The organism is Novosphingobium sp. BL-S-21 (assembly GCF_055521655.1).
The window spans coordinates 531,478-544,740 of sequence record NZ_JBVFVP010000003.1; the positions used below are offsets into that span (position 1 = coordinate 531,478).

The following is a 13,263-nucleotide window of genomic DNA, read 5'->3' on the forward strand; positions in this document are numbered from 1 at the left end:
AGCCGTTCTCAACCTGCTTCACTTCTGCATCTGCTCCAAACACCCGGTCTGCGACGATTTGGTGCAGGTCCCAGCCGCTCGCGCTTTCCATTGCCTCCGCTTAGCGGATGGGTACGGCGCAAACTTGTTTTTCGTCTTGCTCATTGTAGACCCATTCTCTCAGGAAACAGGGCCTCCGGCAATCCCAGGGCGGTGCATCACAGCCCGCTTCATATTGTGAGCGCCAACACCTACCCGAGTAGGAAATCGATATCGGCATCTGTCAGACTGGTCGAACCAGGCTTCGCCTCCTCATCCCACAGCATATCGGCAAGTCCCCGCTTCCTTTCCTGAAGCGCTAGTATTTTCTCCTCGATCGTCCCGGTCGCGATAAGTCGATGAACGAATACCGGCTTAGACTGACCAATCCGATGAGCCCGGTCGATCGCCTGCGCCTCGACGGCCGGATTCCACCAAGGGTCATAAAGGATCACAGTGTCAGCTGCGGTAAGATTCACACCCGCGCCGCCCGCCTTGAGGCTGACAAGGATAATCGGAACACCGCCTTCCTGAAAGCGCCGAACCGGCCGTCCCCGGTCCCTGGTTGCGCCGCGCAGTTGCTCGAATGGGATGCCGGTACGCTCGAGATCGACCGCTATGAGATCGAGCATTGTGGTGAACTGGCTAAAGATGATGATCCGGCGGTGTTCCGCAATAAGTTCGGGGACCATCTCCCTCAGCCTCTCCCGCTTGGCGGATGCGACCTCGGCGCCAAGATCATTTGGCAGCAGCACGGGATCGCAACAAATCTGGCGCAGCTTGAGCATCGCGTCGAGCACGATGATCTGCGAGCGCATCAGCCCGACCCGGTCGATCTCGTCGCGCACTCGCTTATGCATCAGCAGACGCTGACTTTCATAGAGCCTCAGTTGCGGGGGCGCTAGATCGATGCGCTCGGGGATGATAGTCTTGGGTGGAAGATCAGCGGCGACGGCATCCTTGGTCCGGCGCAGCATAAATGGCCTGATCCGCCGCGCCAGCGCCGCGCGAGCAGACGGATCGTTGTGTTTTTCTATCGGCGTGTAGTAGTTCGTACGAAACCCTTCATAGGTGCCGAGCAGTCCCGGATTGGTAAGGCTCGCCATTGACCACAAGTCGGTGAGACGGTTCTCGACCGGTGTGCCGGTCAGCGCGACAACCTGGTCGGCCTTCAGCATCGCCGCTGCCTTGAACCCCGCAGTCTTGGGATTCTTAAGCACATGAGCTTCGTCAAGGATGGCCAGCGCAAAATCGCGCGAGCTCAAAAGACCGCTGTCGCGGGCCAACAGCGTATAGCTGGTGAGCACGATATCGGCGCCTGTAAAGTCATCGCCATGCAAGTGGCGTCGATCCGCGCCATGCCACAAAAGGCAAGTTAGACCGGGCGCAAAGCGGGCAATCTCGGCCTGCCAGTTTGGTAACACCGAGGTAGGCGCGACAATCAGCGCAGGGCGTATCGCGGCGGTACCGCCGCGAGTGACCAGAATATGCGCGATTGCCTGGAGCGTCTTGCCCAGGCCCATGTCGTCGGCGAGGATGCCCCCCATGCCCGCTTCGCGCAAAGCTGAAAGCCATCCGCAACCGGTTGCCTGGTAGGCACGCAACTGCGCATCAAGACCTGCCGGCGCCACGAAGTTTTCTCCCCCGGGCGAATTCAGTCTGGCTGCCAGGGCACGCAGGCTATCTTTCGATGCCCATGACAATCCCGCGTTGGCCAGGTCATGAACGGCCCCAAGATCGAACTTGCTGAGCTTCAGGGTCGTCGCACCACGATCGACAAGCGCCATGCGCACGATCGTTTCTATGAGAGGACGCACGGCGCCGAGACGAAGTGCTGTGAACCTGCCGCCGCCAAGCGGCAACGGGATGCGGTATTCGTCGTCTCGCTCGAGAATTTGATCAACGCCACCCGCGAGCAGTCGGCGCAGTGCCGGCAACACATCGATGCGCTGGCCGCCCTCCACGCGCGCGGCCAACTCGACATCGAACCAGTCGATTGCATTGCCGTTTACTGCCGGCAATGACCGCGGCGAAACCTCGATACCCGGCGCCTGCAAGCTGCCATCTTCAGGCGGGATGAGGACGTGCGGCCACTTCGGCGCGAATTCGATCAGCCAGCCCTCATCCCGCAAGGCCTGGGCATCGTTGACGAGGAACTCACAGAAACGCTGGTCATGCTCATCATCCTCATCGTTAAAAGCATGATCCCAGCCTTGCTGTGGCTTTGTCTCATAGCGTCCGGTCAAAACAAGAGGCACCAGTGGCGTCTGCGCCAGACGGTCAACTGCGGCCTGCTCGGCTTCGATATCCCGCACGATACGTATGACGCCTTCGGTGCCGCTTACGATCACTTCGGTTGCGGTATGGAGCGGACCAACCCGGTGCGCGCCGTAATTGAACTCGAGCCGCGCTACTAAAAGACCTTGCGATGCCGAGCGTCCTCGCCAGCCCCGATCGTAATACGGACGCCCGACCTTATCGACCAGACAGCGCAGCACTGGCTGCGGAACTATGTCCGTTAGCGATGTCGACGATATCAGTTCCGGCGCCGGCAGCATGTCGTAGGCAATGTCCTGCCAACGTGCGGCCAGCGCCGGGATCTCGTGGGAGGCGACCGGCGGCATGGCCAACAAGCGGCCGACGACCATTGGATTGCCCGCGTCGATGAGCCTGAGCTCGCTTGTGCCGAGATCATAATGGATCGGCGGATCGCCCGCAAAGATCATGTGCCCGGCGGGCTCGTGACCATCCTCGTCAAGGCCAACGACCTGCCGGCCATCAGCCAGGGTCTCCCAACGAAGCTTGCACGCGAAGTGTTCCCGCCTGACGGTAGCCGCAGGACCATCGGGTCCTTTCCAACGCAGCAGCCCCTCAACACTGGCTTCCCATAGCCAGCTCCAACCGTTTGGACCAGTGGGGCTTCGGTTCGCCGTGAAGTCGCCGCCGGCAGCATGGGACATGCGTGACAGGAGCCGCCCTGCCGCCGGCCGGAGACTGCCCCGTGCGTGTTGCACTTCCCACGGATGAGCAGCACGCCACGTAATCTCGTGGGGCCACCGCCTCCAGGCGCGGACCTGAAGGTAATATCGCTCGGGGAGCACCGAGGCGGGCATCCCCCTGCCCGGGCGCTTGCCCTGCTTGAAGATGCGGACTGGTTCGAGACTGAAGCGCAGCTCTTCGTGCTTGGCGCGCACGGCGAGATCGTCGACAACGGCCGCCTCGAGCCATTCGGCCAATGGACCGGTAACAGCCGGCACGCCCTGTCTCTGTGCCTGAATGCGTAAGCGAGGCCTTTCGCGCTCTAGCTGTCCGGCAGCTTCCGATGCCTGCAGCGCAAAGAGTACCGCTGCGACGTGCTTGCATCCCATGCCGACCGGACATGTGCATTCGCTGGCTGGAAGACCGCCGAATTCTTCGTCTTCGTCAAAAATGATTGAGGTGACATAATGGATTTTGCCGCTGCCGCGCACCAGCGCCGAAACCGTGTCGAACGGCTGATCAATCCGCAGATCCGACACGCGCCCTTGTTGGAAATAACGCTTCCCTGCCTCGACCATGCGGTCGGACTGGATGGTAAAATACAGGATGTCTTCCGAAAGCGCGGGGATCATGTCGCCGTTTTTCCTGGCTTACAACGTATTGGCAAGCGGTAGCGTGGTACATGGCGTTCTTTCAAGCCTGCTGCCCTCGCGCGCGGTTATCTAACCGCCGGCGGCGTGTGGGGGAGCATTGACGTTCAACGACCACCTCATGTCGATGACCCTGCCCGAGGTCCGGACCGGCTGCGGCGGTATGATATGTTTCCGGAAGGGATGTCGTTTCTTCATCCCGAATACCTGGTCCAGGACCTCGAAAGCATCCGATGGCCGCAATCCTGCGACGAGCGAAACCATCCAGATCGCCGCGGCGGAGAAACTCACGTTCGCTCCTGCCAAGACGGACAAGGAATGTTGAACGGCTGAAGCGCCTGAGCCACCTGGGGTCACCCGTGGCTCCGCGCAGGAATTGCCTTGTGCAGCCCGAGCGCCGCGCTAACGCCAAAAAACCTCACAACAGGAAAGGTAGCACGAGATTCGCGTACCGCGCATTGATGTAATAGGGAAAAGTCTTTCCTGGAACGAACGGCTGGAACTCGGGAAGCATGACGTTCATCACGCCGCCGTCCCCGTCCCAGCACCAGGCGAAAACCGGCCAGGAAAGCAATCGCGCGTAGCTCACGATCGCGCGCCAGTCGGTATTCGGCGCTTCGTTGCTTTCGCCAAATTCCCCGATCATGCACGGGCGGCCGGTCGCTGCGAGCAGATCGAGATCCGCAACGGTCAGCGGTCCCTTGCCATTCCACGTCTGCGGATAGACGTGCATCGATAGCACGACATTGCGATCCTGGATCGGGGTGATGCCGCCTGCGCCGGTGACCGCGTCGGCGGCGACGCGCGCCAGCTGCCCGTAGCCGGGCAGATCGATGATGAGGAGGCCGCTGTAATAACTGCGAATGGCAGCGATCGCCTGGTTGTACTGGTCGGCGTAGGCTTTCGCGCCGATCGTCTTGTGTCCCCACTCGTTCATCACGTTGATAATGAAAGGCCCGGCTTCCGCAAGCTTCTTGTAGTTGGCATTCCAGAACTGGATCGCACGGGCCATGTGCTTGGCATCGTCTGCAGGCGAGGGGTGATCGATCGCTTTGAAGCTGTGATAGGTGGCAATGACCGTGTAGCCGCGGGTCGACGCCTCGTAGATCCAGCGCGCAGCGGCATCGACGGCGAAGTCCTCAATTTCCAGGCGAAGTGTTTGAATGGCAGAAAGCGGTTTCATGAGGCTCCAGCCGAGATCGACCTCCCCGCCCGCCTGATAGGATGGCTGAAGATTTATTCCGTTGCCGAAGATCCGGCTTGCCGGCTTACTGTTGCTTCCCCGCCCGTTTCCGGGATCGGGGGTGGTGTATGGCGCATAGGCACGGGAGCTCCCCGCCCCAGGAACCGAAGCACTGTAATCGCCACGCTGCGCGCCGTAAGGCGATATTGGCTGCTGTGACTGACTGTAGCCCGATCCGCCGCCCTCTGTTCCGCTCACGTCCCGCTCCTATCTTAGCGGATAGGTTGGAAGCAGGTCGGTCTTGTTGCGCAAGTAGACGAGTTCAGTCGGCACAACCACTTCCCAAGGCGCGCCAACGAAGACTGCACCAACTGCATGCTTGAGGTTCACCGCGTCGGCACCGCCAAACGGCGGATCGATCGTCAACCTCCAGCTGGAATGATCGGCCGCGCCCGCATCCTCGATCGATACAATGCGGTAGACCTTGTACTGCACCAGGATCTCGCGATCGATGTCGTTGTCGATGGCAAGCGCGGACGGCACATCGTGTACGAGGTCCCAGTAAAGCGTAGACCCAGACAGCTCGAGCTTTTCACTGTCCGTCTTGGCCGCGATCAGGCCCGGCCGGTCGGCATAATCGCCCTGCTCTGCTTCTTTCATCTCTTGAATCATCGAGACGTAGTCGTCATCGCCCGGCAGCGGCGGCTCCCCGCTCTCGCCCCAGATCTCGTGGCGCTTCAAGTACCACAGGAAGACGTTTTCCATCCCTGGGCGGATCGGCACCTGGACGCGCGAGGCGCCCGCCATCAGAAACTTGTCGAAGAGCGGATCACCCGAATCGGCGTCGATCAAGTCCGGCCACTTGCACTTGCGAGCCCACATGCTGTGGTAGAACAGGTAGGTCATGTATTCCCACTCGAATACCTGTTCGAAGAACTGGATGATCGGCATGTCCGCCCCGAGCTTCTCGAAGTCGAATTCGGGGTAGCCGCAAGGCGCCACGTGATCGATCATCGAGCCCATACCGTTAAAATAGTTGCATAGTAGGATCGCGATAATGTGGCGCTTGAACTCGTTGCGCTCAATCTCGCGGTTGAGGAACGGATTGCGCCCCTTGATCCGGACGATATCCGTCGATTGACCCGTGACTGCTTGGTACGCCGCCAGCTTCCGACCGTAGTCTGTCATGATGAGATTGTAGATCTGGGCCTGCCAGACGGCGCGCCGCGAATCCGTCAGCTTGCAGCGGATGCTGATCGATCCGGTGAGCGAGAACGCCATTGAGGAATACCCTGCCACCGCAGCCGCAAGCGTCCCCGTTTCCTTCTGCATCGTAATGCTGCCGACCGCGGCCCAAGGTGTAGCGTCCTGGCCTCCCTGCGACCATTCGTCCATCATGCCCTTGAGCAGGTAGCGATTGCCGAGATTGATCGAGACGGCAACTTCGTCCAGCGGACCGGTGCTGCCGGGTTCGCCTGTATAGGCCCGAATATCGTAGTCGGCGTGCACCGCAGCATAGCCTTCGGGAATGTCCACTTTGCCGTCGGTCGAGGAGAAGCCCACCGACTTATCTCCGTCCGCTTCCGAGACGTTTACGGCAATTGCGATCGAAACCGTGATCTCCTCGTCGGGCGGCGCGATATCGTCGGTCGTCGCAATTGCGTACTGGTTTAGGAGACCGCTGTACGTCGTTACCGTGATGCCCGGGATGTCGACTTTGGGTTTGGGGGGCTCGTTTGCTTCCTTGTCCCCCTTCATCTTGGCGTCGTAGAGCGCCTTGAACAGAGCCGCCGGCTCAGGGATGATCATGTCGAACATCATGTGCCGGCCGTAGTTAAAAACCTGAGCATGACTGACGCGGTTGACCCAGTAGAAGATCCCCGAGCGGTGGTCGTTGCCCGCAACGGTATTGTCGATCGAGCCCTTGTTTCGCTCCTCGGTTTCCAAGAGTATCTTGCTCGTCGCAACCGTACGGATCTTCGTCTGCAGGCTTGAAACGGAGCGGTCGACCACGTCCTTCGAGTAGGATCGGGCCTGGCTCGAGGACTGCGATTTGGCATTGGTGTAAGTCACGTTGGCATGCGGCGTGATCGTGATCGAATTGCCGTACTTCAGCGTTGCGGTCACGCCGGCATCGACATTCACCTTTTTGTCGACGGTCTTCTTGACCTCGGACTGCAGAGCCGACTTCTCGCCGACCTGATGATCGCGTTCCTCACTGGTTTGGGTCTCCTGGTCGGTCTCGTTGCTCTGCTCTTTGCGGCTGAGGAACCGGTGGTTCCTGACCTTCTTTTCGCCCGCAAGGATGTTCTGGATGTCGGCGATATCGCCGGCCTCGTACCGCGCGAGCTCCTCCCTGATCAGGTAGAGATCGGCAACGTACGGCCTGATGCAGATGCAGAAGCCGCTTGGGTTGTGGCAACGCTCGTCACACGTGCAGCTGCATTTCGGGTCACCGCGCAAGAGGGTGGAAACGGTTGCCGATTGATCAACCGGCCTGGTCGCCGAACGGCATTTGCGCGCGCATCTGTCGCGGATCAGCAGCGCGGGGATCAGGATCTGCGCCGTCATGATGCGCGCAAGCAGGGCATCACTCGCTTGCTTGGAAAGCACGAAGGTCTTGCCGCCTTCGCAAGCCTTCAGCGCCAGCAGCAGCAGGTAAAGTGCCCGTATGAGCAGTTGAAAATCGTATTTGCAGCCAAGATCGAACTGCGGGGCAAGAATGGAGATCACGTAGTTGTCGGCGATCCGGGCCCACTCCTTTTCGAGATCGAACGATCCAGAAGCCTCCCAGCCGGCCAGGAACGTCTCAAAGTCCTTCGTCCGGACCGGCTGAGCCTTATAAGAGAGCCAATCGTATAGGCGCAGAAGGTCTGGATCGGGCGGGTTACGGGTCACGAGATCGGCACCCTTGCCACTCTCGGCAAACCGCTCCACCAACGATGCGTATTCCTCCGCACTCTCGGCGGCGAGCAATTGCATGGCGAGCGGCGTCAGCGGGGTAAGGCCGTAGAGCCCGAGTCCGAGGTGCCGTTTACTTTCCTCGGTAATGCGCTGTGCGGGACGCAACATTTGGAATCGACTGAGCTCAGGCATCAGTATCCCCTCCACACCAAGACTATGGTTGTATTTCGGCGCCCTTATCCTTCAGAACAAGACTCAATCACTACCATCTGTTTGAATTGCGCTCATGTAAATCGAGTCGTTTCGCAAAATATTCATGATATTCATTTCATCGGGAAGTTTGTTTGAGCGGCTCGCCGTGGGCGGCGAGAATGCAATCGTCGAGCGCCGCGCCCACTTCTCGGATGTCCGCGTGGCTCTTCCCATTCAAGGCGACGGCCACGTAGACAAGATTTGTGCCTTTGGCGGTCGTTCGCCGAATAATCCCACAGTCAGCGAAAGGCCCCTTCTTCTCGATGTAGCCGACCTTGCCTTGCTGGGTCAGCGTCAGACTTTCGTCGGCAGAGAGGTAATTGTTGATGCCGATCGCGAGATCTTCCTGATCGGTGGCCATGACATCATAAATATCGGGCGCTAGCCCGGGCGCGACGAGGCGGTCGCGCGCGATAAGCATAAGGAGTTCCGTAAGCCAGCGGGCCTTGGCATGCTCGTTGCGTGGCATCGAACCACCCCAGGCCTTGCCGCCGTAATCGAGTCCCAGGCTGAGCCCGTCCTTTTCCAATCCGGCAGCCCGGTGAGCCTCATGAATGAAAGGAAAACCGAGGTCGCGGATGCATAAAGCGGCCGCCGCGTTCACCGAGAGCTGTTCTGCAAGGATTAGGCGCGGTCGGAAACCAGCCTTGGAGAGGACCTTGTGCTGGTGCGTGGTCAGGTCGATCTTCAGCGTCTTCTTGCCCGACGCCCGCGTCGCGCTCAGTATCGCGCGAAGCTTCGGCTTGGTGTCTTTCGCGCCTCCGCCCAAGAACCCGCGCGTGAAATCCTTGGACCAGGCTTTCTCGAGCATAGCGAGAAAATCGGCGGGCACCGGTGGGGGGATGATGCTCGCAGCGGCGCCGCGCGCTGCCTGCCTCAAATGGAAGGCCGGCAGGATAAGCGAAATCTTGTCGGTACTCCCAACGAAAGTGAGGTCGTGGTCTTTGAAGCCGACATACGGCGCGTCACTGCTTTTGATGCCGGTGAGGTCGGCAAGTGCGAGCTTGAGATAAGGCTTCTTCTTGGCGAGGAGATGGAGCGCCTTATGCAACTTGCTGTTCTTGGCGGCATCGACCAGCCCCGGATTGGCCGGCGCCGGATAGGGCGACGGTGGCGGTGGTTGAGCGATCGTTCCGCCCCCGCCGGTGATCCCGCAACCAGCGCCGCCCGATCCTCCGCCCCCCGCTCCATCAGGTGCAAATGCAAGCTGGCCATGAACTGGCGACCCGTCCGGCTCAAGCGCAAGAGCATCACCCGTCCGGAGACCATCGTAGTCATCCGAGGGAAACTGAAAATCGCCGTAGCCAGTAAAGCTGCCCATTTCCGATTTTGCCCTAGAAGAGGTAGTCATCCTACAGGATTGCGCGCCGGAAGGCACGCTCGGCCCGCCGCAGCAAGCATCCACTCCGGCTCCCTCAGCACCTACAGCACCGCGATTCCGCTTGCGGTCCTGCTCACAATCCCGCGCATCACGGCGCTTATGACACCGTATTACAGGGGGGCTAACCGCTAAGTTTCGCCTTACTGAACCACTTGCCAGCGTGCTCTCGAACGGAGACGATTGCAGCCGCCCAATGCTGCGGAGATGATCCGCTCCCTCGTCGAAGGGTGGTTCTCAACCTCGAAAGCGACGAACTCGTCGTTGCGGGCCAACCTCGCTGAAACCCTGACGATTGCCTTACAAAACAAAAAATCCAGGAAAGGATGTGCTGTGTGATGAGCCGGTGTTCTGCCGATATTTTGCATTTTGCCATGATTGCGAGGGCTGGATTTGGCCAATACCGACATTTGCTAACGACTGTGATTTGATCGTTGCTAGAGTGTCTCATCCAATACGAAGTGACCCTTGGTCTGCTCGTCTTGGCGGGATCCCAACATTCCCATGCCAGCAGGCGAACGCACCCACTTTTCAGAGCGCCATCTCGCCTCATTCCGCGGGCGGAATGGCGTCACCTATGGCCGCGGTCGATAGTTTCCAAGAAGAAATGCATGAGGCGTAAGCACAGTGGCGCAAAGCGATATGCGGCGCCCTCTCTGATCGTCGGCGGTCCCGGCGTTAGGTTCGATCACGAGGCAGGATTTGTCTACGGTATCGCGCACGAAGCGATTGCCCGCGCGTCCAAACCCAGGGCCGACCGGGACCCGAGTATCCTCAAGATGAAGATCGAACGCGGTGGCTTTCAGATCGGTAATTTTGAGTGCATATCGCGAACCGAGCACCTCTATGCCGCTAGGAACACAATTCCAGTTACGACCGTCGCTCAAGCATTCGGCGGCAGCAAGGGATTCGCCGAAATAGCGTTCAGATACCATTTCCTCCATGCAGAGGTAGACAGGCATGCCTGCAGCTGCCCTATCCTTCGCGAAAGGCTGGACCGTGGTTAGCGGATTGAAAACGTTGCCTCCGTAGCCCCAGAATGTGTTCCCTAATTGGTCGATTTCCCGTGACTTGCGCGTCACAATGTCGGTCAGTGTTTCCCCAGCATGTGTCCCCACCCGCATGAAGAAAATACCGGTGCCGGGTACCAACGGGAAGGTCACGGTCGGTTCTCCAGATATTCCAATTCGTACTCACTTTCGTCCGCTTTGCCGTAATCTGGACGTTTGCGCTCGCGCACGTAGTGCACGGTGGGGCGTTGGTGAAGTCCATAGAAATGTTCCAGACGGTGATCCGCAATCCGTTCCGATTGCGCATGCGGCGCAATGTTCCCCGGGACTGCGCGCAAGAACAAATTGTACGACAGTATTTCAACGTCCAGGTGGTAATGATGCCGGCAAGGTTGTAGCTGGGAGACCCTGAAGCCATGCGCAGCGGCGAAGTTTACGCTCCCGCCGTGGTTGTGCTCACCCCACGGAGGGTTGGTGTAAAAGCAATCAAACCGACCAGGCTCCGGAAAGGGGTCGAGAACATTGTAGGTCTCTGCCGCAAGAATGTAGTCCAAGCGTTCCTTGTCAGCAAAGCGCCTGACGGCATTGACGATGCGTTCGTCGAAATCGAAACCGTTATCTTGGTAGGCCCGAAGTCGAACACGCCGCCCTTGTAAAGATAGGCTACGCAGACGCTGACCGCATCGCCGTCACCGATAAATGCAAGGCGGCAATCATTCGCCCAAGCTGCGACCACTTGGCTCTGACGGACCATGTCGCCAGTTTTCATGTAGATTTGGTCGAAATTCCTTAAGGGTCGGGGGCGGTTCTGAACCACGTCGGAAACTTTGTTGATCGCATCCAGTATGTCGAAATCCGCCATGTGCAAAACCCGGCCCTCTTCCTGCCGATATACCTCACCTGCGGGTAGCGACGGGAATTGTGAGTGGACGAAGCGATTCGAGCAAGCGTCTGCTGTTTGCCGTCAGTTCCGCGTTGAAGCGCTCGGCCCATTCGCCTTCGACATGCCGGTCTTCAGAGAGCGGCTCGATAATCGGCAAGAGTCGTGACTTCACGAACCGGCTTACGGAAGGACCTTCCATGCCGAATGCCGCTAGAAAGGCCCTCAAGTCCTCAGCGCCAACTTCTGCCGGGTACCGTGCGTTCCCAATTGTGAAGGACAGCTCGTGCGTGTGCACGTGGCTCAATGTGATGGGCACAAGATCATAGAGCGGAGCCAAACGCGGGACGGCTCCCCTATCATATAAAAGCGCATGGTTCTTTGCGTGGTTGTCGGTGTTGCCTATGGCGAGGTTAAAGACTGTTGCACGCAGGAAGTGATCAACGGCAAGAGCAGGGCTCTCTGTCCGCTTCAGGACAGCGGAAATGGCCCCCACGTCAAAGCGGCGATCGTCGCCGCCCTCCCGCTGATACTTGAGACGCGGTGGGAAACCGAGAGCCTGGGCAAAGTCCTCCTGATGAAGTCGGAATACGGCGCCATCAGCAATTCGCCGGTCAAATCGCCTGCTGATTATCGCTTCATATTGACCGATCCATCTCGAGTGCGATTGGGCGGCATCCAGACCTGAATGGGTAGCAAGACTTGCGCAGTTCGCCTCATAATAGGCCTCCCTAGGAAAAGCGCTCTCGGGAACCTTGAGGATGTGTGTGGTGGGTGCGCCTGTCCCCGCCAGCGGTACAGCATAGCGCCCGTCCGGCATCAGTGTCACAGCAATCTTTCGCTGATATCCAGAGACTGGCGAAGGGTCTCGCAGCTCATTCGGGAGAGGCGCATTTTCTCCAAGCCGGCGCACGATATCGATGAGTTGCTCGTCGTCGATTGGCATGTAGTCACGGGCAAGAACGCCGGGGAATTTAACGCGCGCAGCCCCCTCGGGAAGACAGGAGATCGCACCGGAAAGATCTGCCCCCAAGTGCTTCAAAATACCGCCGATATCATGACGCTCGAGGCGCTCGCGCACGATCACTTGGTCGAGCAGATTGTTTTCTGGAAGCAGGTTCTGGAAGAAGGCACGAACAACGCTATCGCCCAGTGAGACCTCCTGCAAAGGAAGGGACAGCGAAATGGCATGAGCTGCGCTATTGCTCAGGTAGGCGTCGCGATATGCGAAGCTGAGCCGGTCCGTCTCGCCGGTTTCAAGCCTGCCGACAGGTTCGTCAAAGGCTTCGAGCCAGACGTCGAGAACACTCATCGGTTGCGTGGTAAGGCAAGAATGTCGATACCCGCGGCCAAGCAGCATCGCAGCATGCGGTCGACCTCGATGGTGGGCTTGCCAGCCTCCAGTTCCGATACGAATCGCCGGCCCACGCCCGCCAGATCTGCGAAACGCTGCTGCGACATACCAAGCCGTCTGCGGGAATCCCTCACCAGATTGCCGATGTCGACAGTGCTAGTGATGAAGTTCTCTGTTACCTGCAAGTTGCTATCTCTCCCGACGCTGCGCGGGACGGAACCGACTGCCAAGGAAGGGGCCGATGCAGGCGAAAGAGATGGATAGGGCACGCCCGCACCGGGCGAAGCGCGTACGGGCATGATATCCTGGTCGGTAGAGTCGCGGCCAGCGATTATATCTGCGATCCTAGCCTGTTCCTGCCTATTCTTGGGCAAGCTGATTCGCAGCAAATCCTCGGACGAGCCTTTCCCGCGAGCCGCACGATCAATCGCTGACTGGTGTTTTGGTGTTTTCATCTCTGATCCTGTACGGGATCATATAGCGGATGTGCTGGTGCCATGCAACCTCAAAGTGCCCGTACGGGATCGCCTGATCCTGAGATTCCGTCCCGAACGGGATCAAAAATGCGTTGGGAACGTTGCTGAGCAACCATTGCTCCCGAGCGGGATCATGGCGCAGCCCAGCCAACCGCCCTTCCTGCTTCGGACACGGTCGT

Annotated in this window: 10 protein-coding genes; 1 reads left to right on the forward strand and 9 read right to left on the reverse strand. The window is 59.1% G+C overall.

The window, feature by feature from the left end:
• Nucleotides 1-230 precede the first annotated feature (230 nt).
• The gene (locus ACZ1J6_RS24795) at nucleotides 231-3,629 is read right to left on the reverse strand and encodes a DEAD/DEAH box helicase (RefSeq protein ID WP_465128377.1); all 3,399 of its coding nucleotides are present in this window, start codon (nucleotides 3,627-3,629) and stop codon (nucleotides 231-233) included.
• A gap of 118 nt (nucleotides 3,630-3,747) precedes the next feature.
• On the opposite strand from ACZ1J6_RS24795, the gene ACZ1J6_RS24800 reads away from it, so the two are divergent.
• Nucleotides 3,748-3,972 carry an HU family DNA-binding protein gene (locus tag ACZ1J6_RS24800; protein ID WP_465128378.1) on the forward strand — a complete coding sequence of 75 codons (225 nt, stop codon included), beginning with the start codon at nucleotides 3,748-3,750 and terminating at the stop codon, nucleotides 3,970-3,972.
• A 93-nt stretch (nucleotides 3,973-4,065) separates the two neighbouring features.
• Here ACZ1J6_RS24800 and ACZ1J6_RS24805 read toward each other — a convergent pair whose 3' ends face one another.
• The 8 genes from ACZ1J6_RS24805 to ACZ1J6_RS24840 form a co-directional block, all read right to left on the reverse strand.
• Nucleotides 4,066-5,088, reverse strand: a complete 1,023-nt coding sequence (locus ACZ1J6_RS24805; RefSeq protein ID WP_465128379.1) for a cellulase family glycosylhydrolase — start codon at nucleotides 5,086-5,088, stop codon at nucleotides 4,066-4,068.
• Between the two features lie 9 nt (nucleotides 5,089-5,097).
• Nucleotides 5,098-7,926: a hypothetical protein gene (locus ACZ1J6_RS24810; RefSeq protein WP_465128380.1), complete on the reverse strand. Its 2,829-nt coding sequence runs from the start codon at nucleotides 7,924-7,926 to the stop codon at nucleotides 5,098-5,100.
• A 136-nt stretch (nucleotides 7,927-8,062) separates the two neighbouring features.
• Complete coding sequence (locus ACZ1J6_RS24815; RefSeq protein ID WP_465128381.1) at nucleotides 8,063-9,307, reverse strand: hypothetical protein; 1,245 nt, start codon at nucleotides 9,305-9,307, stop codon at nucleotides 8,063-8,065.
• A gap of 632 nt (nucleotides 9,308-9,939) precedes the next feature.
• Complete coding sequence (locus tag ACZ1J6_RS24820; RefSeq protein ID WP_465128382.1) at nucleotides 9,940-10,527, reverse strand: hypothetical protein; 588 nt, start codon at nucleotides 10,525-10,527, stop codon at nucleotides 9,940-9,942.
• On the reverse strand, nucleotides 10,524-10,928 hold the full coding sequence (locus ACZ1J6_RS24825) for a hypothetical protein (RefSeq protein WP_465128383.1): 405 nt from the start codon (nucleotides 10,926-10,928) through the stop codon (nucleotides 10,524-10,526). Before ACZ1J6_RS24825 ends, ACZ1J6_RS24820 begins: the two co-directional genes overlap by 4 nt.
• 342 nt (nucleotides 10,929-11,270) lie before the next feature.
• Nucleotides 11,271-12,566: a HipA domain-containing protein gene (locus ACZ1J6_RS24830; RefSeq protein WP_465128384.1), complete on the reverse strand. Its 1,296-nt coding sequence runs from the start codon at nucleotides 12,564-12,566 to the stop codon at nucleotides 11,271-11,273.
• Complete coding sequence (locus ACZ1J6_RS24835; protein ID WP_465128385.1) at nucleotides 12,563-12,793, reverse strand: helix-turn-helix transcriptional regulator; 231 nt, start codon at nucleotides 12,791-12,793, stop codon at nucleotides 12,563-12,565. The genes ACZ1J6_RS24830 and ACZ1J6_RS24835 overlap by 4 nt, the downstream gene beginning before the upstream one ends.
• A gap of 238 nt (nucleotides 12,794-13,031) precedes the next feature.
• Nucleotides 13,032-13,235 carry a hypothetical protein gene (locus tag ACZ1J6_RS24840; RefSeq protein ID WP_465128386.1) on the reverse strand — a complete coding sequence of 68 codons (204 nt, stop codon included), beginning with the start codon at nucleotides 13,233-13,235 and terminating at the stop codon, nucleotides 13,032-13,034.
• Between the last annotated feature and the right edge of the window lie 28 nt (nucleotides 13,236-13,263).

Coding starts and splice junctions, on each gene's coding strand:
- ACZ1J6_RS24795 (WP_465128377.1), bottom strand. CDS start 3,629: ATGATCCCCGCGCTTTCGGAAGACATCCTGTATTTTACCATCCAGTCC.
- ACZ1J6_RS24810 (WP_465128380.1), bottom strand. CDS start 7,926: ATGCCTGAGCTCAGTCGATTCCAAATGTTGCGTCCCGCACAGCGCATT.
- ACZ1J6_RS24815 (WP_465128381.1), bottom strand. CDS start 9,307: ATGGGCAGCTTTACTGGCTACGGCGATTTTCAGTTTCCCTCGGATGAC.
- ACZ1J6_RS24830 (WP_465128384.1), bottom strand. CDS start 12,566: ATGAGTGTTCTCGACGTCTGGCTCGAAGCCTTTGACGAACCTGTCGGC.